16 protein-coding genes and 1 pseudogene are annotated in these 18,806 nt (G+C 64.3%); 13 read left to right on the forward strand and 4 right to left on the reverse strand.

Going from position 1 to position 18,806, the window contains the following annotated elements:
* The first annotated feature begins 67 nt into the window (after positions 1-67).
* From ehuB to ehuA, 4 genes are read left to right on the forward strand one after another with little or no spacing between them, the layout of a single operon-like run.
* A complete protein-coding gene (gene ehuB / locus KXR83_RS19615) occupies positions 68-880 on the forward strand; it encodes an ectoine/hydroxyectoine ABC transporter substrate-binding protein EhuB (protein WP_437426388.1) in 813 nt (270 codons plus the stop codon).
* A 24-nt stretch (positions 881-904) separates the two neighbouring features.
* On the forward strand, positions 905-1,636 hold the full coding sequence (ehuC, locus tag KXR83_RS19620; RefSeq protein WP_437426245.1) for an ectoine/hydroxyectoine ABC transporter permease subunit EhuC: 732 nt from the start codon (positions 905-907) through the stop codon (positions 1,634-1,636).
* Complete coding sequence (gene ehuD / locus KXR83_RS19625; protein ID WP_437426246.1) at positions 1,633-2,277, forward strand: ectoine/hydroxyectoine ABC transporter permease subunit EhuD; 645 nt, start codon at positions 1,633-1,635, stop codon at positions 2,275-2,277. The genes ehuC and ehuD overlap by 4 nt, the downstream gene beginning before the upstream one ends.
* 37 nt (positions 2,278-2,314) lie before the next feature.
* Positions 2,315-3,076 carry an ectoine/hydroxyectoine ABC transporter ATP-binding protein EhuA gene (gene ehuA, locus KXR83_RS19630; protein WP_437426389.1) on the forward strand — a complete coding sequence of 254 codons (762 nt, stop codon included), beginning with the start codon at positions 2,315-2,317 and terminating at the stop codon, positions 3,074-3,076.
* Positions 3,077-3,099: 23 nt separating this feature from the next.
* On the opposite strand, the gene KXR83_RS19635 is transcribed toward ehuA, so the two are convergent.
* Together KXR83_RS19635 and KXR83_RS19640 are read right to left on the reverse strand one after the other, a co-directional pair.
* The gene (locus KXR83_RS19635) at positions 3,100-4,053 is read right to left on the reverse strand and encodes an adenylate/guanylate cyclase domain-containing protein (protein WP_437426247.1); all 954 of its coding nucleotides are present in this window, start codon (positions 4,051-4,053) and stop codon (positions 3,100-3,102) included.
* On the reverse strand, positions 4,050-5,294 hold the full coding sequence (locus KXR83_RS19640; protein WP_437426248.1) for a TetR/AcrR family transcriptional regulator: 1,245 nt from the start codon (positions 5,292-5,294) through the stop codon (positions 4,050-4,052). Before KXR83_RS19640 ends, KXR83_RS19635 begins: the two co-directional genes overlap by 4 nt.
* Before the next feature lie 158 nt (positions 5,295-5,452).
* Here KXR83_RS19640 and KXR83_RS19645 point away from each other — a divergent pair, with 158 nt between their 5' ends.
* Positions 5,453-6,661, forward strand: a complete 1,209-nt coding sequence (locus tag KXR83_RS19645) for an acetyl-CoA C-acetyltransferase (protein WP_099383417.1) — start codon at positions 5,453-5,455, stop codon at positions 6,659-6,661.
* A 45-nt stretch (positions 6,662-6,706) separates the two neighbouring features.
* Positions 6,707-8,884, forward strand: coding sequence for a 3-hydroxyacyl-CoA dehydrogenase NAD-binding domain-containing protein (locus tag KXR83_RS19650; RefSeq protein WP_437426249.1), 2,178 nt, complete (start codon positions 6,707-6,709; stop codon positions 8,882-8,884).
* A 31-nt stretch (positions 8,885-8,915) separates the two neighbouring features.
* On the opposite strand, the gene KXR83_RS19655 is transcribed toward KXR83_RS19650, so the two are convergent.
* Entirely contained in the window at positions 8,916-9,746 is an 831-nt protein-coding gene (locus KXR83_RS19655) for an SGNH/GDSL hydrolase family protein (protein WP_437426250.1), read from the reverse strand.
* Between the two features lie 318 nt (positions 9,747-10,064).
* Here KXR83_RS19655 and KXR83_RS19660 point away from each other — a divergent pair, with 318 nt between their 5' ends.
* The 6 genes from KXR83_RS19660 (at position 10,065) to KXR83_RS19685 (ending at position 16,837) form a co-directional block, all read left to right on the forward strand.
* On the forward strand, positions 10,065-11,333 hold the full coding sequence (locus KXR83_RS19660; protein WP_437426251.1) for an ABC transporter substrate-binding protein: 1,269 nt from the start codon (positions 10,065-10,067) through the stop codon (positions 11,331-11,333).
* 144 nt (positions 11,334-11,477) lie between these two features.
* Positions 11,478-13,499, forward strand: coding sequence for an ABC transporter permease (locus KXR83_RS19665; protein WP_437426252.1), 2,022 nt, complete (start codon positions 11,478-11,480; stop codon positions 13,497-13,499).
* On the forward strand, positions 13,489-14,322 hold the full coding sequence (locus tag KXR83_RS19670; protein ID WP_437426253.1) for an ABC transporter ATP-binding protein: 834 nt from the start codon (positions 13,489-13,491) through the stop codon (positions 14,320-14,322). Before KXR83_RS19665 ends, KXR83_RS19670 begins: the two co-directional genes overlap by 11 nt.
* A gap of 146 nt (positions 14,323-14,468) precedes the next feature.
* On the forward strand, positions 14,469-15,182 hold the full coding sequence (locus KXR83_RS19675; protein WP_437426390.1) for an ABC transporter ATP-binding protein: 714 nt from the start codon (positions 14,469-14,471) through the stop codon (positions 15,180-15,182).
* 47 nt (positions 15,183-15,229) lie between these two features.
* Positions 15,230-15,922, forward strand: coding sequence for a TetR/AcrR family transcriptional regulator (locus tag KXR83_RS19680; protein WP_437426254.1), 693 nt, complete (start codon positions 15,230-15,232; stop codon positions 15,920-15,922).
* 63 nt (positions 15,923-15,985) lie between these two features.
* Positions 15,986-16,837 (forward strand): alpha/beta fold hydrolase, encoded by an 852-nt coding sequence (locus tag KXR83_RS19685; RefSeq protein ID WP_099383425.1) that lies wholly within the window; start codon positions 15,986-15,988, stop codon positions 16,835-16,837.
* A gap of 36 nt (positions 16,838-16,873) precedes the next feature.
* Here KXR83_RS19685 and KXR83_RS19690 read toward each other — a convergent pair whose 3' ends face one another.
* The gene (locus KXR83_RS19690; protein ID WP_437426255.1) at positions 16,874-17,581 is read right to left on the reverse strand and encodes an ANTAR domain-containing protein; all 708 of its coding nucleotides are present in this window, start codon (positions 17,579-17,581) and stop codon (positions 16,874-16,876) included.
* Positions 17,582-17,822: 241 nt separating this feature from the next.
* Here KXR83_RS19690 and KXR83_RS19695 point away from each other — a divergent pair.
* Positions 17,823-18,744: pseudogene (locus tag KXR83_RS19695) on the forward strand (L,D-transpeptidase).
* Positions 18,745-18,806: the final 62 nt, after the last annotated feature.

Raw genomic sequence — 18,806 nt, forward strand, 5'->3', positions numbered from 1 at the left:
GTTGAGCAAGCGTGTAACCAGCAGGTGTGCAATCACATTCGCCGTGGTCACCCTTACGGCGGGAACCATGGCGGCGTGCACGTCGACCGATTCCGGTGACGACTCGAACCACCTGCAGGAACTCAAGGACAAGGGTGTTGTCACCGTGGGGTTCGCCGGTGAGGCGCCTTACTCGTTCGAGCAGGACGGCAATCTGACCGGTGCCACGGTGGCACTGCACCGAGAGATCTTCGGAAACCTCGGAATCGAGACCGTCGAGGGCGTGAACGCCGATTTCGGTTCTCTCATACCCGGATTGCAGGCCAATCGGTTTGATGTCGTGAGCGCCGGCATGTCGATCCTGCCGCAACGCTGCGAGCAGGCCGCGTTCGGTGACCCCGAGTTCAACTACACCACCGCACTGATGGTCACGCAGGGCAATCCCAAGGGGCTCAAAGACATGCAGTCGGTCAAGGACAGCGGCGCCCGATTGGCCACCATGACCGGCGCGGTCGAGTCGGACTACGCCGAAACCCTGGGGATCGAGAGCACGCAGGTGGCCACGCCGCAGGACGGGATGGATGCCGTCACCTCGGGTCGTGCGGACGTCTTTGCGCTGACTGCCATCTCGCTCAACTGGATGAAGACCAACAACCCGGGTGCGCCGGTCGACGTCACCGAGTCGTTCGTGGCGAACATCGACGGGAAGCCGCAGGTGGGTGCTGGTGCCACGGTATTCCGCACCGACGACAAAGAGTTGCTCGAGGCGTACAACACCGAGCTGGCGAAGATCACGTCGGATCCGCAGAAGTACCTGGATCTGGTCGGCGAGTTCGGCTTCACAGAAGAAGAACTGCCCGATCCCAACCTGACCACTGCCCAACTGTGTGAGGGCGTTTGATCCCGACCGGAGCGGTATCTCTCCGTGGGTGAGAACTTCGACACCTTCCTGGATGCATGGCCTCGCATCCAGGAAGGCATCCTCACGACGATCTACCTGACGCTCGGCGGCGCTGCGCTTGCCTTTGTGTTGGCCCTCCTGCTCGGCCTCGCGGCAGGGAACAAGTACGTGCTGGTCAGAGGTGTCTCCCGCACCATTGTGGAGTTCTTTCGAGGCACCTCCCTGCTGGTCCAGTTGTTCTGGCTCTTCTACGTGTTGCCCCTGCTCGGATTCCAGCTCGAAGCGATGTTCTGTGGGATTCTCGCCCTGGGCCTGAACTACGGCGCGTACGGCGCCGAAGTGGTCCGTGGATCCATTGCGGCGGTACCTGCCGCTCAGTGGGAAGGCGCTGTGGCGCTCAACTTCTCACCGTGGCAGCGGCTCCACCGCATCATCTTCCCGCAGGCCTGGGTTCAGATGTTGCCACCGCTGAACAACCTGCTGATCCAATTGCTGAAGGGCAGCGCGCTGGCCAGTTTTGTTCTGCTGCAGGATCTCACGTATCAGATCGAGCAGCTCCGACGAGGGACCGGCGACACGGTGTTCGCGTTCGGGATCGGTCTGGTCCTGTACTTCTGCATCGCCTACGTGCTGACGCTGGTGATGAACCTGCTCGAGGTCCGCGCGAAGTCGCGTCTCGGGGCGGGCCCATCGATGCGCGAGGTCCTTCGGCTGCGCCCTGAGCGGCCCGGCGAGAGCATCGGGGTGGGCCGATGAATGCGCAGTGGAGCTGGGAACGGGCGTTCGACTCGCTGCCGGTGCTGCTCGAAGGGTTCCGGATCACGTTGCTGGCCACCGTGCTGGGCTTCCTGATCGCGGCGGTGCTGGGATTGGCCATCGCGGTGGTGCGGCACAGCGCTCCCACAGTGGTGACGGTTCCGTTGCGCATGGTCACCGAGTTCATCCGCCTCACCCCACTCGTGGTGCAACTGCTGTTCGCCTACTACCTGCTGCCGCAGTTCTCGGCGTTGCAGATCGGCATCGTTGTACTCGGTATCCACTACTCCACCTACATGGCCGAGGTCTATCGCGCCGGCATCGACGCGGTACCACCGGGCCAGTGGGAGGCAGCGCACGCACTGTCGCTGCCGACGGTGCGCAAATGGCGGGCTGTGGTGCTGCCACAGGCAATCCGCAAGACGACACCCGCACTGGGGAACTACGCGATCTCGATGTTCAAGGACACCCCGTTCCTCTTCGCCATCACCGTGGTCGAAATGGTCACCGCGGCGCAGCAGTACGGCGCCAAGACCTTTCAGTACCTCGAACCGATCACCATGGCCGGGGTCATCTTCCTCATCGCCAGCTACCCCACATCCGTCCTGATCAGAAGACTGGAGAAGCACCTTGCCTACTGAGGGCACGTCGGGCTCGGCGCGCGACAACAACACACCGATGATCCTGTTCGACAAGGTCGTCAAGAAATACGGCGACCATGTGGTGCTCGACCACCTGGACTTCCGGGTCACCCGGGGCGAACGGGTGGCCCTGATCGGACCCAGTGGCTCGGGCAAGACGACCATCCTCAGGCTGCTGATGACCCTTGAGACGCTGGACGGCGGAGTGATCTGGGTCGACGGCGCGCCGCTGACCCACCAATACAAGGGGGGCAAGCTGGTTCGTGCGTCCGAGAAGCACCTGCGTGTGGTGCGCGCCAAGATCGGCATGGTGTTCCAGCACTTCAATCTGTTCCCCAACATGACTGTGCTGCAGAACATCACCGAGGCCCCGATCCACGTGCTGGGCCTGAGCAAACCGGAAGCGACCAGCAGGGCGCGCGAACTGCTCGAGACCGTCGGACTGTCGGACAAGGAGAACGCCCACCCGACAAAGCTCTCCGGTGGTCAGCAGCAGCGCGTGGCGATCGCGCGGGCGCTGGCCATGGACCCCGACGTCTTGCTGCTCGACGAGGTGACGTCGGCGCTCGATCCCGAACTGGTGGCCGATGTGCTCGGGGTGTTGCGCACGATCGCCGAGACGACGGAGATCACGATGTTGATCGTGACCCACGAGATGGGCTTCGCCCGCGATGTGGCCGACCGCGTGCTGGTGTTCGACGCGGGCAAGATCGTGGAAGAAGGCGACCCCGTCGACATCTTCACCAACCCCCAGCAGGAACGGACAAAGACGTTCCTCAAGGCAGTTCTGTCCAAGTGAAGGAGTCGCTCACCGGCGAACGGTCAGGATTCAGTGATGTTCGCCGGTTTCCGATTCGGTTCCAGGCTGCGCGCACGTAACCGCTTGTAGCCCCGCACATTGAGCGGGCCGACGGACTTGAAGAAGAACCGCTCGTCGTCGACGGCATTCGCAAACGTGGTGTCGGTGAGTACTGTGCCCGGGCGCGCCGAGCTGGTGAGGCGAGCGGCGATGTTCACCGGCTCGCCGAAGACGTCGCCGAGTCGTGTCAACACGGTTCCGAGGGCAACACCCACCCGCAGCGGCGGCAGGCCGTGTTCGGCCGAGAGGTGTTGTAACGCAACGGCGATCCCGGCGCCCGCCACCGGATCCTCGGTGGAGAACATCACCGCATCGCCGAGCGTCTTGACAACGTGACCACCGCGCGAGTTCACCACCTCGAACGCGTTCGTCTCGAACGTCTCGAGGAGATCGTCCAGCTCCTCCATGCCGATCTTGCGTGAGAGGCTGGTGTAGCCGACGATGTCGACGAAACCGATTGCCATGGTGCGATTTTCGCCCTCGCTCATGGAGAGCGCATTCTGCAGTGCGGCAGACAGGTGGCGACGCCAGATCAGGATCTGCACCCGCTGAACTGCCTGGAGCATCTGGGCGAGGTCTGGACTGTCGGCGGCGCGCATCCGTTCGGCGATGTGATGTGCCTGCCATTCGGCCAGCCGAGACATCGTCTGGCCGAGCGCACGTGCCATCCCGATCTCGAATTCCTCGGGCTGTGCCTCGTCGAGGCCATGGACGAGTTGTAAGGCCTGGACGTCGTCGGCGGTGAAGAGGGGCTCGTCGGTCTTGTCCATGGCGAACCCGAAAGCGGTCCACACCCGGTCGGCGAAATCGGTAGGGATGTTGAGTGCGGCGGTGACGTCCTCACGGGTGAACAGCCGCTTACCGCCGAGCAGGAGCGATTCGATCGCTTCAGCGGAGACATCCGGCTCGTCGGTCATGACATCGGCGTCCGAGAGGGATCAGCTGCCGGAACCATGGGCAGGCCCAGTACGCCTTTCATCAGGTACGCGAGCAACGCAGGCATCTCGGGCCGAGTCCAGTTGCGACGCAAGCGCATGGCGTCATTGGCGATGGTCAGTGCTGCGTGCACGGTCAGTGCGGCCTCCGGGCCTGGAAGGTCGGTCTCGATCTGCTCGACCAGGTTCACCCATCGTGCCACGTACCGGCGTTGATAGAGGATGAGTTCACCATTGTCGAAACCTTCGAGCACGCTGCGACTGTTGAACGAGACCGACAGGTCCGGAGTGGACGTGAGGACCTGGATGTAGGAGTCGACGAGCAGGGACAGCAGGGCCGCGGGATTGTCGGCCACCGAGTACGCAGCGATCGCACTGGCCTCGAGGCGGTTGGCGCTGCGCTGGCTGATCGCGATCAGGATGGCCTGTTTGCTCGGAAAGTGCTTGTAGACACTGGGGCCGGTGATACCGACGGCCTCGCCGATCTCGTCAACACCCACCGTGGCGAATCCGCGCCGCCGGAACAGTTCGGCAGCCGCGTCGAGGATCTCGTCGCGTCGGCCGGCGGGCTCGGCGAGACCCGCAGGCAACGGTTCGATCGCGGTCGCGTGATCGGGGGTCATCTCCACCACCCGGCCGACCAGCGTCACCAGCCGTGCGATGGCGCGTGAGTTCGAGATGCGGGTGCGGTGTACGGACACACTGCCGTTGACGCTGAGGATGGTCCACGCCAGCTGGTCGACATCGCGTGGGGACAGGTCGGTGCGGTGACCGAAGACCGCCCCCGACCACCGGTGCAGCACGGTGCGTGTGCGCCGGGCGACCTCGTCGTTCTGCTCTGGGGACAGGTGGGCGGTGGACCACCGCCAGAGCGCTGCCGAGTTCGGATTGGTGACCCCGAGCGCACACAGCTTCTCGATGGCCTTGCCGATCGGGATCTGGCCGTCCGCCGCAGGGGAGAGGGCGGTGTCGGTGCATTGCTCGATGTCCTCGACACCCGACATCACCGCGGCGAACAGGATCGCCTGTTTGTCGGCGAAGTGACGGTAGATGGAGGGGCCCGTGACTCCCGCGGCCTTGGCGATGTCCGCCACCGAGACGTGGTCGTACCCGCGCACCAGGAACAGTTCGGCCGCGCGGTCGACCAGCTGGCGCTTGCGATCGGCGGGCCGACTCTGGCGCTGGGGGCGCGAGACGGGTGTGACGTCGGGGTTGGTGGACATTGTGAATCCACCCTAGCTCATGAAGGCGCTATTGAATGCTGCTCTGTACTCGGGGTATGGTCAAATAAGTTACAGCGCGTTAGCCTCATGAAGCTGGAGGAATATCAGCGAGGCGAGCGCCCGCGAACATCGCAGTTCATTTGAAAGGAAACCTCAGCGTGACTGATGCATACATCTACGAGGCCATTCGTACGCCTCGTGGCAAGCAACGTAAGGGCTCGCTGCACAGCGTGAAGCCCGTCGACCTCATCGTCGGCCTCATCAACGAACTCAAGGTCCGCTTCCCGGACATGGATCCCGCCGACATCGACGACGTGGTCCTCGGTGTGGTTTCCCCCGTCGGCGAGCAGGGTGCGGTCATCCCGCGCACCGCCGCCCTCGTGGCAGGACTGCCGGACACCGTGCCGGGCACCCAGATCAACCGCTTCTGCGCCTCCGGCCTCGAAGCCACCAACCTCGCGGCCCAGAAGGTCGCGTCGGGTTGGGACAACCTGGTCATCGCCGGCGGCGTCGAGTCCATGTCGCGCGTGCCCATGGGCAGCGACGGTGGCGCGATGTTCACCGACCCCGCCACGGCCTACGACCTCTACATCGCCCCGCAGGGCATCGGCGCAGACCTGATCGCCACCATCGAAGGCTTCTCCCGTGAAGACGTCGACGCGTACGCCGCCGAGTCGCAGGCGCGCGCCGAGGCCGCATGGTCGGGCGGATACTTCGCCAAGTCGGTTGTGCCGGTCAAGGACATCAACGGCGTCACGCTGCTCGACCACGACGAGCACCGTCGTCCCGGCAGCACTGTCGAGAGCCTGGGCAAGCTGAAGTCGGCCTTCGAAGGCCTGGCCGCGATGACCGGCTTCGACGACGTGGCGCTGCAGAAGTACGTCAACGTGGAGAAGATCAATCACGTTCACACCGGCGGTAACTCGTCCGGCATCGTCGACGGTTCAGCTCTGGTGCTGGTCGGCAGCGAAGAGGCGGGCAAGCGCGCCGGCCTCACCCCGCGCGCCCGCGTCGTTGCCACCGCACAGACCGGCAGCGACCCCACGATCATGCTCACCGGACCCACCCCGGCCACCGAGCTGGTGCTCAAGAAGGCCGGACTCACCGTCGAGGACATCGACGTGTTCGAGCTGAACGAGGCGTTCGCCTCGGTTGTCATGAAGTGGCTCAAGGATCTGAAGATCCCGCACGAGAAGACCAACGTCAACGGCGGTGCCATCGCGATGGGCCACCCGCTCGGCGCAACCGGCGCAATGCTGGTGGGCACCGTGCTCGACGAGCTCGAGCGCACCGGCGGCCGCTACGGCCTGATCACGTTGTGCATCGGTGGCGGCATGGGTGTTGCCACCATCATCGAGCGTGTCTGACCTCCCGGACATCTTCCCCTTCGCCAGAAAGAGCTTTGAATACCTATGACTGACAACATGATCGGCTGGGAGCAGGACGGCGACGGCGTCGTTGTGCTCACCATGGACGACCCGAACCAGGGCGCCAACACGATGAACGACCTCTACACCTCGTCGATGGCCGCGACCGTCGACCGGCTCGAGGCCGAAAAGGACAACATCACCGGTGTGGTGCTGACCTCGGCGAAGAAGACCTTCTTCGCAGGCGGCGACCTCAAGGACATGACGTCCGACCGTAAAGGCACGGACAAGGCTGAGCTGGCCACCCAGATCACCAACCACACCAACGGGATGAAGGCGGTGCTGCGCCGGCTCGAGACCCTCGGCAAGCCCGTGGTCGCGGCCATCAACGGTGCCGCACTCGGTGGCGGCCTCGAGATCGCGCTGCACACCCACTACCGCGTTGCTGCCGACGTCAAGGGCATCAAGATCGGTCTGCCCGAGGTCACCCTGGGCCTGCTGCCCGGCGGCGGCGGCGTGGTCCGTACGGTTCGTCTCCTCGGCCTCCAGAACGCGTTGATGAACGTGCTGCTGCAGGGCCCGAGTTTCAACGCCACCAAGGCGAAGGAAACCGGTCTTGTGGACGAGGTCGTCGGTTCGGTCGACGAGCTGATCCCCGCTGCGAAGGCGTGGATCTCGGCGAATCCCGAAGCGGCACAGCCGTGGGACAAAAAGGGCTACAAGATGCCCGGTGGCTCACCGACCAGCCCGTCGCTGGCCCAGATGCTCCCGGCGATGCCCGCCCTCCTGCGCAAGCAGCTCAAGGGTGCCCCGATGCCGGCGCCGCGTGCCATCATGGCTGCCGCGATCGAGGGTGCATACGTCGACGTCGACACCGCGGACATCGTGGAGACGCGCTACTTCGTGTCGCTGGTGACCGGCCAGGTCGCCCAGAACATGATCAAGGCGTTCTTCTTCGACCTGCAGGCCATCAACGGTGGCGCCTCGCGTCCCGAAGGCTTCGAGAAGTACACCGCCAAGAAGGTCGGCGTCATCGGCGCCGGCATGATGGGTGCGGCAATTGCGTATGTCTCGGCCAAGGCCGGCATCGAGGTCGTCCTCAAGGACATCAACATCGAGGCCGCCGAAAAGGGCAAGAACTACTCGGTCAAGCTGGAGGAGAAGGCTCTCTCGCGTGGCAAGACCACCCAGGAGAAGTCCGACGCGCTGCTCGCCCGCATCACCCCGACCACCGATGCGGCCGACTTCAAGGGTGTCGACCTGGTGATCGAGGCCGCGTTCGAGTCGGTCGAGGTCAAGCACCAGGTGTTCCAGGAGATCGAAGACATCGTCGAGCCCGACGCGGTCCTCGGATCCAACACCTCCACGCTGCCCATCACCAGTCTCGCCGAAGGCGTGAAGCGGTCCGAGGACTTCATCGGAATCCACTTCTTCTCGCCGGTCGACAAGATGCCTCTGGTGGAGATCATCAAGGGCGCCAAGACCTCTGACGCCGTGCTGGCGAAGGTCATCGACTACACCCTGCAGATCCGCAAGACCCCGATCGTCGTCAACGACAGTCGTGGATTCTTCACCTCGCGGGTCATCGGCACCTTCATCAACGAGGCCATCGCGGCTGTCGGCGAAGGCGTGGAGCCCACGTTCATCGAGCAGGCGGGCGCACAGGCCGGCTACCCGGCTCCGCCGCTGCAGCTCATGGACGAGCTCACGCTCACCCTGCCGCAGAAGATCCGCAAGGAAACCGAGAAGGCACTCGCCAACGAGGGCAAGCCGGTTCCTCAGCACGGTTCCAACGCCGTGGTGGACAAGATGGTCGACGACCTCGGTCGTCCCGGACGCTCCGGCGGCAAGGGCTTCTACGAGTACGACGAGAACGGCAAGCGCGTCCGCATCTGGCCGGGTCTGCGTGAGGCGTTCAACTCGGGCACCAAGGAGATCCCCTTCGAGGACATGAAGGAGCGGATGCTCTTCGCCGAGGCCCTCGAGACCGTCAAGTGCTTCGACGAGGGTGTGCTGGAGACCGTGGCCGATGCGAACATCGGCTCGATCTTCGGTATCGGATTCCCCGCCTGGACCGGCGGCGTGATCCAGTACATCAACCAGTACGAGGGTGGCCTGCAGGGCTTCGTCGACCGCTCACGCGATCTGGCATCGAAGTACGGCAAGCACTTCGAGCCGCCGCAGTCGCTCGTCGACAAGGCAGCCAAGGGCGAGAAGTACTGACGCTTTCGGTGATCGAGGACTGACCGACAGGTCAGCGACTCAGCTCGTCACGGCCCGGTTCCCGCAAGGGGGCCGGGCCGTTGTCGTACCCGCCGGTGGGTGGGCGGACGGGGGCCAACTCGGGTCGTTTGGGCGACAACCCGTCGCCGAGTGACCTGCCCCGCATGCGCCGAATGATCCAGGGAATGAAAAACGTTCGGGCCCAAAGTGCTTCGCGAGCGATGACCTGGGCTGCGGTCAGCTCGGGTCGTGGTGGCAAGGGGGCACCCCAATCAGGCTCGCTGTCAGGAAGATTCAGCGCATATGCGGCCCCGGCCGCAAATCGATCATGACCGAACGGCGATGCGTGCAGCCGGTCGGGTGACCAGGACCGCGGGTCGAGAAGCACTGGGGCGCTGACGAGGTCGACGAGAACGAAGTCGTAGCTGTCGGCGAACTCGCGCATCATCTGATTGACCGCCAGAAGGCGTGACTCGATCCGTCGCGCGATGGGAACCGTCCTGGCCATGTTGGGATAGGTGGAGATCAACACGGTCGCCGAGGTCCGGGCGAGTTCACGATAGATGAAGTCGAGGTCGCGGCGGACCTCTTCGAGGCCGGTGCTGGCAAGTACGTCGTTCATCCCGAGAGGCGCGGCGATCAGGTCCGGTTCCATCGCGAGCGCGGGGTAGAGCTGCTGATCCCGGATCTGGCGTGTGCGGCGTCCGCGCACCGCGAGATTGGCATAGCGGAAATCGGGGTTGTCCCGGGCCAGGCGTTCGGCGAGCCGGTCGGCCCATCCGCGGTATCCGGTGACGTCGTCACCGTCGCACATTCCTTCGGTCTGGCTGTCGCCGATGGCCACAAAACGTGAATAACTCACCCTGACATTTTATGTGGCGACCCCACTCATTCCAGTGCGCCGCTCCGCGCGCACCGCGTCAAGCTGCACGGTTATAGCTCAGAGTCGGGCATTTCGGGCGGGATCGCGGTTTATCAACAGGCCTATTTCTGCGACCGAATTGCTCCCGAATTCACCTTGACACCTTTGTAAGGCAGGGGCTACTTTTCGAGTGGCCCAGATCACACCCCGGACTGGGCACGCCGAATGCACTCGCATCCGGCGCACATCCCGTGTAACTCGGAGGGCCTGGCCCGGGCTTGTCAGCCGTGGCCACATGCCGCCGGGAAAGGCATTGAAATGCGCAAGAGAACCAGCCGGATGGCGGCAATATTTGTCGCGGCGGCGTGTGTCTTTTCCGTCGTCTCCTGTAGCGACGACAGCGGGTCCGACGAAGGCGGCACCACTGCGGCCGCACCGTCGGAGAGCGGTACCAAGGCGACCGGCACTCCGATCAAGGTCGGATTCCTCAATCCGTCGAACGGGCCGATCACCCAGCCGGGAGTTGAGGTCGGCCAGAAGGCCGCGGTCAAGTACATCAACGAGTCACTCGGTGGTATCGACGGCCATCCGATCGAGGTCACCAGTTGCGCGGTGGACGTGTCCGCGCCCGAGTCGACCATCGGTTGCGCCAATCAGCTTGTGCAAGCGGGTGTCTCCGCGGTCGTCGACGGCTACGACGCCGCGTCCAGTGCCGCACTGCCCATCCTCAAGTCGGCGAACATCCCACTCGTCGGCCAGATCCCATTCGATTCGGTGACCGGTTCTTCAGCAGACAACCGCGTCTACTTCGGCCCGCCGCAGGCTTCCTTCCTGGTGGGCGTGATGCAGTCGCTCAAGGCGCAGGGAAAGAATTCCCTGACGCTGGCGAATGTGGACGTCGCAGCCGCCCGGCAGACATTCGAACGCATCCTGATGCCGCTGGGCCAGCAGCTCGGCCTGGACGTCAAGAGCGTCTACTACTCGCCGACCAACCCGAACTACACCGCACTCGCATCCACGATCAACTCCGGTAACCCCGATGCCGGTGGTCTGATGACGTCGCAGACCGACGCCAACTGCACCAAGCTCGCGCAGTCGCTCAAGTCCGTCGGCTTCAAGAACACCATGTTCCTCGCTGCCTGCACCGAGTTCATCGAGACGATGGGTGCGCAGGCTGTCGGCGCTCAGACGTACTCGCCGATCTGGCTCGAGCCGGCAAAGGACTCGGCCCCGGCCGAGATGCAGGAGAACCTGGACATCACCAAGAAGTACGTGGATGAGGCAGGCGACTCCGGCGGCTTCTACGCCTACGGCACCTTCTCGACGTTCGTCGACTTCGCCCGGACGCTGAACACCGCCAAGCCGGCCGAATACACCGGTCCGTCGATTCTCGCCGCACTCAAGGCCGTGACCGACTACCAGAGCTGGTTGGGCCCGAAGCTCAGCTGTGGCAAGGCGACCTCGCCGAACTGCACCACCGAGATGTTCGTCTTCGAGGTGGTCGGTGACAAGAAGACCGAGCCCGTCGGCGGCGGACTGACCCAGCCCAACCCGGCTGCACTGCAGGCCATCCCGGGCGCCAGCTAGTCGATCCCGCTCCACAACAGCACAAACCACTGGGGGGTGGATCGCTCGAGACACTCGAGTGATCCGCCCCCTGGCCTTGATGCCTTGATCACGCGCACATTCGCCTTGTCACGCAGATCCACACAGTGAGGTGGGCAACGACCCATGAGTCAATTCCTTCAATTCGTCGTCCTCGGCCTGGCGGTCGGGTCGGTCTACTCCGTGTTCGCCACATCGCTGGTGGGCATCTATGCGGCCACGGGCGTCATCAACTTCGCGCAGGGTTCCATCGCCCTGTGGGCGGTGTACGTGGTTGCCGCGCTGCGCACCGACGGAACGTATGTTCTCCCGATCGGGAGCATCAGCCTCGGCAGTGAAGACAGTCCGACGCCGATGGTCCTCGCCATCGTGATCGGTGTGGCCAGTGCTGCGCTGTGGGCGCTGGTCGCGCACTACCTGATCTTTCGGCCTCTACGCCGCGCCCCTGTACTGGCGCAGGTCGTAGCATCGGTCGGCCTCATGCTGTTCCTCCAGGCGCTCGTGGACCTGCGGTTCGACACCGAATCGCTGATGGCACTGCCGATCCTGCCGCAGACCACTTTCGAGCTGGCCGGGGCCGTCATCAACGTCAGCGACCTCCTGCTCGCAGTCGTGGCGATAGTCATCGCGCTGCTCTTCTGGGCCTACTTCAGCCTGACCACCTTCGGCGTGGCCACCCGCGCCGGCTCCGAAGACGAACTGGCGGCGCGCCTCGCGGGGTACTCGCCCGACCGGCTCGCCGCCATCGTGTGGGTAATCACCGGTGCGGCTTCGGGTCTCATCGTGGTGCTCGGTGCCTACACCATCGGCTTGGATGCGACGAGCTACACGTTCTACATCATCCCGGCACTGGCCGTCGCACTCGTCGGAAGGCTGACGTCGTTCGGGGTCGCCTGTGTCGCAGGCCTTGTGCTCGGTGCGTTCCAGGCCGTAATCCTGTGGGCCGGCACCCTTGATTGGTGGCCGACATGGGCGCAGACCGGTGTCGGCGACGCCGTGCCGTTCATCGTGGTGGTGATCGCGCTGTTCCTCCTGGGCGGCAAGATCCCGTCCCGTGGCTCGCTCGGTGAAGCCAAGATGCCTGCGGTCTTCATTCCGAAGATCCGCCCGATCCCGGTTGTGCTGACGATCGGCGCCGTGGTGGCCGCGGTGCTGTTGACCTCTGGCAGTTGGCGTTTCGGCATCGTGACGTCGATGATCCTGTCGTTGATCGCGCTGTCGCTGGTGTTGCTGACCGGCTACCTCGGTCAGATCTCGCTGGCGAGTATGGCCTTCGCCGGTACGGCAGGGTTTGCCCTGTCGAAGGTGACGACGAACTGGGGTGTTCCGTTCCCGCTGAGCATCCTGCTGTCGGCGCTGATCGCCACCGCGCTCGGAGTGGTCGTCGGCGTTCCCGCCCTGCGCATCCGTGGTGCCCAGCTGGCAGTGGTGACGCTGGCCGCGGCGCTGGCGATCCAGAGTTTTGTGTTCAACAACCCGTCGATCACACCCTTCGAAGGCAACCTGATCTCCGATCCGAAGTTGTTCGGCTGGGACCTGTCGGTGCGCCAAGGTGCCGAACTCACGACCATCGAGTTCTCGATGATGGTCCTCGTGGTGGTGACCGTGCTGACCCTCATCGTGATGCGGTTCATGGCAGGCGCCACCGGACGCGCCTTCCTGGCCGTACGTTCGAACGAGCGGGCCGCCGCGTCGGTCGGAATCAACGTCGCCGCAACGAAACTGCTCGGCTTTGCCCTGTCGGCGTTCCTGGCCGGGGTGGGTGGATGCCTCATCGGATACAGCCGCGGACAGCTGTCGGCGGCGTCGTTCACGGTGATCATCGGGCTGACCCTGCTGGCGATGACCTACGTCGGCGGGATCACGTCGGTGTCGGGTGCCTTCATCGCCGGCATCATCGGACCGTTGGGTGTCGGGTACGTATTCCTCACCCAAACAATCGATTTCGGTCAGTACTACCAGATCATCGCCGCCGGCAGCCTGCTGCTGATGGCTGTGCTGAACCCCGTCGGAGTCGTCGGAGCCGTCAGGGAGACCGTCGACCACATCAAGGCCAGGGCCGGGAAGAACCGGAACACCAACACGTCCGGACCGGACAAGTCGTCGGTCGCACCAACCGAACCGAAAGCGAGCTCTCATGTCGGCTGAAGCACATGGCGCACTGCTGCAGGCCCGCAATCTGTCGGTGCGGTACGGCGGCGTCGTCGCCAACGACAACATCACCCTCGAAGTCGGCGCCGGCGAGATCGTCGGACTGATCGGGCCGAACGGCGCAGGCAAGACCACCTTCGTCGACGCCGTCACCGGTTTCACCAAGTCGACCGGTGAGGTGTCGATGGCGGGCGTGCGGATCGACGGACGCCCTCCACACCGGCGACGGGGGACGGGAATGGCCCGAACCTGGCAGGCGGGTGAGCTGTTCGCCGACCTGACCGTGGCCGAGAACCTTGCGGTTGCGGTGCAAAAACCGGGACTCAAGGCGCTGGTCACCGACGTCCTCACCGGCTCAAAACCGCCGGCCGACACGATCGGCGACGCACTCGCGATGGTGGGTCTCACCGACGCCGCCGACAAGCGTCCGAGTGAACTGGCTTTGGGCCAGCAGAAGTTGGTCGGTGTGGCCAGAGCGCTCGTGGGAGGCACCAGTATGGTGCTCCTCGACGAGCCGGCCGCAGGTCTGGACACCCATGAGAGTCGTGACTTCGGCAACGAGCTTCGCCGGATCGCCGCCAGCGGAATCGGTGTCCTGCTCATCGACCACGACATGTCACTGGTCCTCGATGTGTGCCATCGCCTGTACGTGCTCGACTTCGGCAAGGTCATCGCTGCGGGTCCCCCTCAGGAGATCCGCGACGACCCCAAGGTCGTGTCGGCATACCTGGGCAGTGCCGAGGTAGAGGCCGAAGTAGAGATCGACGAGAACGGACAGTCCGAGGCTTCGCCTGTACTGCAGAAAGGTACGGCACAGTGACACATTCAGCTGGGACGAATCCTTCGGGGACCGATCCTTCTGGCACCGACCCGTCGGTGCCCAACACTTCCGCGACACGTCCTGCCGGGGCGCATGCAACCGGAACCGACAAGGGCGCCCCCACAACGAGATCCGGTGAGCCCGTTCTGACCATCGAGGGCCTCAACGTCGGGTACGGCGGTGTGCCGGCCGTCCGCGACTTCAATGCCAGCTTGCGCGCGGGGGAGATACTGGCGCTGCTCGGGCCGAACGGTGCCGGAAAGACCACGACTCTGCTCGCGACGATCGGTGCGTTACCCATGTTGTCGGGCAAGGTCACTGCACTCGGACAGCCGCTGGACAAGCGCGTCGAGCGCAACGCCCGCCGCGGTGTGACGATGGTGCCGGACAACCGTGGGGTGTTCCACAAGCTCACGGTCTCGGACAACCTCCGATTGTCGAAACGCAAGAACGGTGCCGAGCTGAGCGACGTCTTCGAGTACTTCCCGAAGCTCAAAACCCTCAAAGGTCGTCGCTGCGGCAATCTCTCGGGTGGCGAGCAGCAGATGCTCGCCCTGGCCAAGGCGCTGCTGGCCAGACCGAAGGTGTTGCTCATCGACGAGCTCAGCCTGGGACTGTCGCCGATCGCCGTGAAAGATCTCTTGCCCCGTCTGCGCACCATCGCCGACGAGCAGGACATGGCAGTGGTCCTGGTGGAGCAGCACATCGACCTTGCGCTCGCGATCGCAGACTCGGCGATCGTGCTGCACCACGGCCGGGTTGCGCTGTCCGGGGCCGCAAGTGACCTCCGAGGACAACGAGACAAGGTGGAGGCGGCATACTTCGGCCGGGTCGACGGCGACGTCGCGGCCACGCCCTAAACGCCGATTCGGTGGATGCGGCGTCAGATTCGCGTGGAGGAGGGGCAATGCCGAAGGCGAGCAGCCAGAAGCGTGGTGGATCTCCTGCCAAGCCGAACCCAGCAAAAGCCGCTGCCCGCAGCACGCGGAACCGTCCCACCGATTCCGAACTGCTCGACGCCGCGTTGTCGGTGATCGCGGACGTCGGCGCCGAACGCGCAACGATGGACATGATCGCCGACCGGGGTGGTACCTCACGGGTGACGCTGTACGCGCACTTCGGATCTCGTGATGGGCTGGTGGACGCCGTCATCGACCGGGAGCTGGATGCGTTGACCGCATGGATGTTCGCCGCGTACGACGAGGGTGAATCCATGGCCTACGGTGACCGGGCGAAGTATGCGGTCGAGTCGCTGTTCGAGTACGCCCGGAAACAGCCCGAGGGTTTCCGGGTACTGCTCACCAACCGCGCCGACGACAACGTTCCCGGTCGCAGGCTCTTCGCAGCCCTGGAACCGCGCATCGCGCAACGACTCCGGGCCAACTACGCCGAACGCGGGGTGGAGGTGCAGGCCAGCGCCGACACCCTGGCCTCGCTGCTCCTCGGGATGAGCCTGGATGTGGCATACCGCGCGGTGATCGTGTCCGGCGCGGGAATCGACGCGGCGTGCGACCTGGCGGTGACGGCATCGCTCGCGGTACTGCGTTCGGTGGAGGTCCGCCAACTCCATGCGATCGACGAGTCACTCGCAACGCGATGACTCGGCGCGACGAGAACCGACCGTGCGCACCCGCGAAACAGGAACACGTTCTAATCTAGAGCGGTGGACGTGACATATGAAGAGAGCAAAAGGGAACTGCAGACCGACCAAGGGGTACTGCGGTACCACGAAGCGGGGTCGGGTCCGCCGCTGATCCTGCTGCACGGCTCGGGACCAGGTGTCACCGGCTGGCGCAACTACCGCGGCAACATCGGTGTCTTCGCCGAGACCCATCACTGCTACGTGCTCGAGTTCCCGGGCTTCGGGGTCAGCGACGCGGTCAAAGGGCACCCCGTGCTCACCGCCGGATCGTCGGTCATCCGGTTCATGGATGCTCTCGGTATCGAATCGGCGCCGGTGATCGGCAACTCCATGGGTGGTGTGGTCGGGGTCAACCTCGCCATCAAGAAGCCTGAGCGGGTCAGCAAGCTCGTGACCATCGGCGGCGTCGGCCCCAATGTCTTCAGCTCCAGCCCCAGCGAAGGACTGCGCTTGTTGCAGGAGTTCACCGACGGGCCCGACCGGGACAAGCTGGTGCGGTGGCTGACCGCCATGGTCTACGACCCAGCGCTCATCACCGAAGAGCTCATCGAGGAGCGCTGGGAAGCGGCGATCAACCCGGACGCCCAGGAGACCGCGCAGATGATGTACGGCTCAGCAGCTTTCGCCATGCAGCAACAGTTCATGGCCGCATCGGACACGCCGCCCTACTGGTCGATGATGCACAAGGTGTCCTGCCCGACCCTGCTCACCTGGGGTCGCGACGATCGGGTGAGTCCGCCGGACATGTCGATGGTGCCCATGCGGCTGATCCCGAACGCCGAGCTGCACATCTTCCCGAACTGCGGCCACTGGGTGATGATCGAGGCAAAGAAGGCCTTCGAGGGAGCGGTACTCGACTTCCTGGGTCGATGAGCCGAGTCGCCGGCAACCCGGTTTGCCGCTATCTGGTCAGTGGGCGTCGGGTCCGGCGGTGACCACCTGAAGGGCGATCTCCGCGAGCTTGACGTTGGCATCCTGTGACAGTCGTGCCAGCAGGCGGAAGGCCTCGTCGGGGTCGAGTCCGTACCGTTCCATGATCATGCCCTTGGCCTGACCGATGATGTCGCGGTTGGTGAGAGCGGCGCGGATCTGGTCACGTTCGCGAACGGCCGAGAACGCGATCGCGGCGTGCGCGGCGAACAGCGAGCCAATCGACACCGACTCGTCGTCGAACGCATTCGGCGTCGAACTGTGCAGATTGAGGGCGCCGAAGTTCTCGTTCTCGATGTAGAGGCAGAAGCAGATCATCGACTTGATGCCGAGCTCGTTGGCGCCGGCGGCGAACGCGGGCCAGCGGGAGTCGGTGGCCATGTCGTCGATGCGGACGGTTTCTTCGCTGAGTGCCGAGCGGATGCAGGGACCCTCACCGAGTTCCTGCTGCAACTCGTCCGACTTGCCTGCCAGGTCACCGATCATCACGGGTGTCTGGACCTGGCCTTTGCCCGTCACGAGCGTGACGCTGGCGTACTCCGCGCCGGGAACCGACTCGACGGCCGACTTTGAGATAGCATGCAAAATGGACTCGGTGTCTTTACTCTCCGAACGCAAAAGCCGCGCCACGTCGGCCATCTGGGCCGACAGGGCGGTGGACGGTGGGTAGATCTGCTGTGACTCCATGTGACCTCATCCTCGCAATGCCGTTTCCCGACGACAGGGAAAGCCTACTTTCCGATGTCAAATTGCCGCGTCTCGACTGACGTGATCATACTGCCCCGCAAATAGCTGCGACGTGGGAATACTTGGCGAGATGGTGATGTGAACGACGACTCTCGCAGCCGGTTGGGGCCGTTGAACAAAGGACACCGTGTCGAGTATGTTGGGCGTTCTGGCGCGCGGGGGGATCGACCGAAGGAATTACATGAAGATCAAGGCAACCAGCCGTCGCGGCCTCGGCCGAGTGACGGTCGCCGTGGCGGTGGCAGCTCTGTGTGTGGGCATCTCTGCGTCCCCCACGGGAGCCGAACCCCTGTGGCCCGGTGGCCCCGAGGTCCCGGGCGTTTCCACACCCTCAGCTCCCAGCACCACCCCGAGCACCCCGAGTACCTCGTCGAGCGAAGACCGCCCACTCGGCCGGGCGAACTTCTCCACACCATCGCTCGATCCCGCCGACGGTGAGACCGTCGGCGTGGCGCAGCCCGTGGTGATCAGGTTCCAAGACGCCATCGACGACAAGAAGACCGCAGAGAAGGCCATCCGCGTCACCACCAGTCCAGAAGTGAAGGGCCACCTCTACTGGGTGGGCCACAAAGAGGTTCGGTGGAAGCCCGAGGGATTCTGGCCCGCCGGCACCGAGGTGACTGTCGAAGCCGGTAGTGCCACATCGAGTCACGATCGGCAAGTCGTGGGTGGCCACGGCCGACGACAACACCCACACCATCACCGTGGCCGTCGACGGTGAGACGGTACGCACGATTCCGATGTCGATGGGGTCGAACGACAACCCCACACCCAACGGGATCTACACCGTGGGCGAACGATTTGCCGACATGTACATGGACTCCTCGACCTACGGGGTGCCGGTCGATTCGCCCGACGGCTACCGCACCTACGTCGAGTACGCGACGCGCATCTCCAACAGCGGCATCTTCGTGCACGCTGCACCTTGGTCGGTGGGACAGCAAGGCAATACCAATGTTTCGCACGGGTGTCTCAACGTGAGCACCGAGGACGGCCGCTGGTTCTTCGAGAACGCACCCAAGGGCGCACCCGTCATCGTGCAGAACACCATCGGCGGAACCGTCGACCCCACCGACGGCCTCACCGACTTCACCACGCCGTAGACCCCGATCTTGGTGGGTTCGGGCGAGTGAACCCGCAGGTCGCGCTCACCGGAACCCACCAA

The organism is Williamsia muralis, from assembly GCF_051487485.1.
In the GTDB taxonomy this organism is placed as follows: domain Bacteria; phylum Actinomycetota; class Actinomycetes; order Mycobacteriales; family Mycobacteriaceae; genus Williamsia; species Williamsia muralis_B.

Bases quoted from the DNA above. Each gene is read 5' to 3' on its own strand.
- KXR83_RS19680 (WP_437426254.1), top strand. From the start codon at position 15,230: ATGCCGAAGGCGAGCAGCCAGAAGCGTGGTGGATCTCCTGCCAAGCCG.
- KXR83_RS19640 (WP_437426248.1), bottom strand. From the start codon at position 5,294: ATGTCCACCAACCCCGACGTCACACCCGTCTCGCGCCCCCAGCGCCAG.
- KXR83_RS19635 (WP_437426247.1), bottom strand. From the start codon at position 4,053: ATGACCGACGAGCCGGATGTCTCCGCTGAAGCGATCGAATCGCTCCTG.
- KXR83_RS19665 (WP_437426252.1), top strand. From the start codon at position 11,478: ATGAGTCAATTCCTTCAATTCGTCGTCCTCGGCCTGGCGGTCGGGTCG.
- KXR83_RS19660 (WP_437426251.1), top strand. From the start codon at position 10,065: ATGCGCAAGAGAACCAGCCGGATGGCGGCAATATTTGTCGCGGCGGCG.
- KXR83_RS19690 (WP_437426255.1), bottom strand. From the start codon at position 17,581: ATGGAGTCACAGCAGATCTACCCACCGTCCACCGCCCTGTCGGCCCAG.
- ehuD (WP_437426246.1), top strand. From the start codon at position 1,633: ATGAATGCGCAGTGGAGCTGGGAACGGGCGTTCGACTCGCTGCCGGTG.
- KXR83_RS19650 (WP_437426249.1), top strand. From the start codon at position 6,707: ATGACTGACAACATGATCGGCTGGGAGCAGGACGGCGACGGCGTCGTT.
- KXR83_RS19670 (WP_437426253.1), top strand. From the start codon at position 13,489: ATGTCGGCTGAAGCACATGGCGCACTGCTGCAGGCCCGCAATCTGTCG.
- ehuA (WP_437426389.1), top strand. From the start codon at position 2,315: ATGATCCTGTTCGACAAGGTCGTCAAGAAATACGGCGACCATGTGGTG.
- ehuB (WP_437426388.1), top strand. From the start codon at position 68: ATGGCGGCGTGCACGTCGACCGATTCCGGTGACGACTCGAACCACCTG.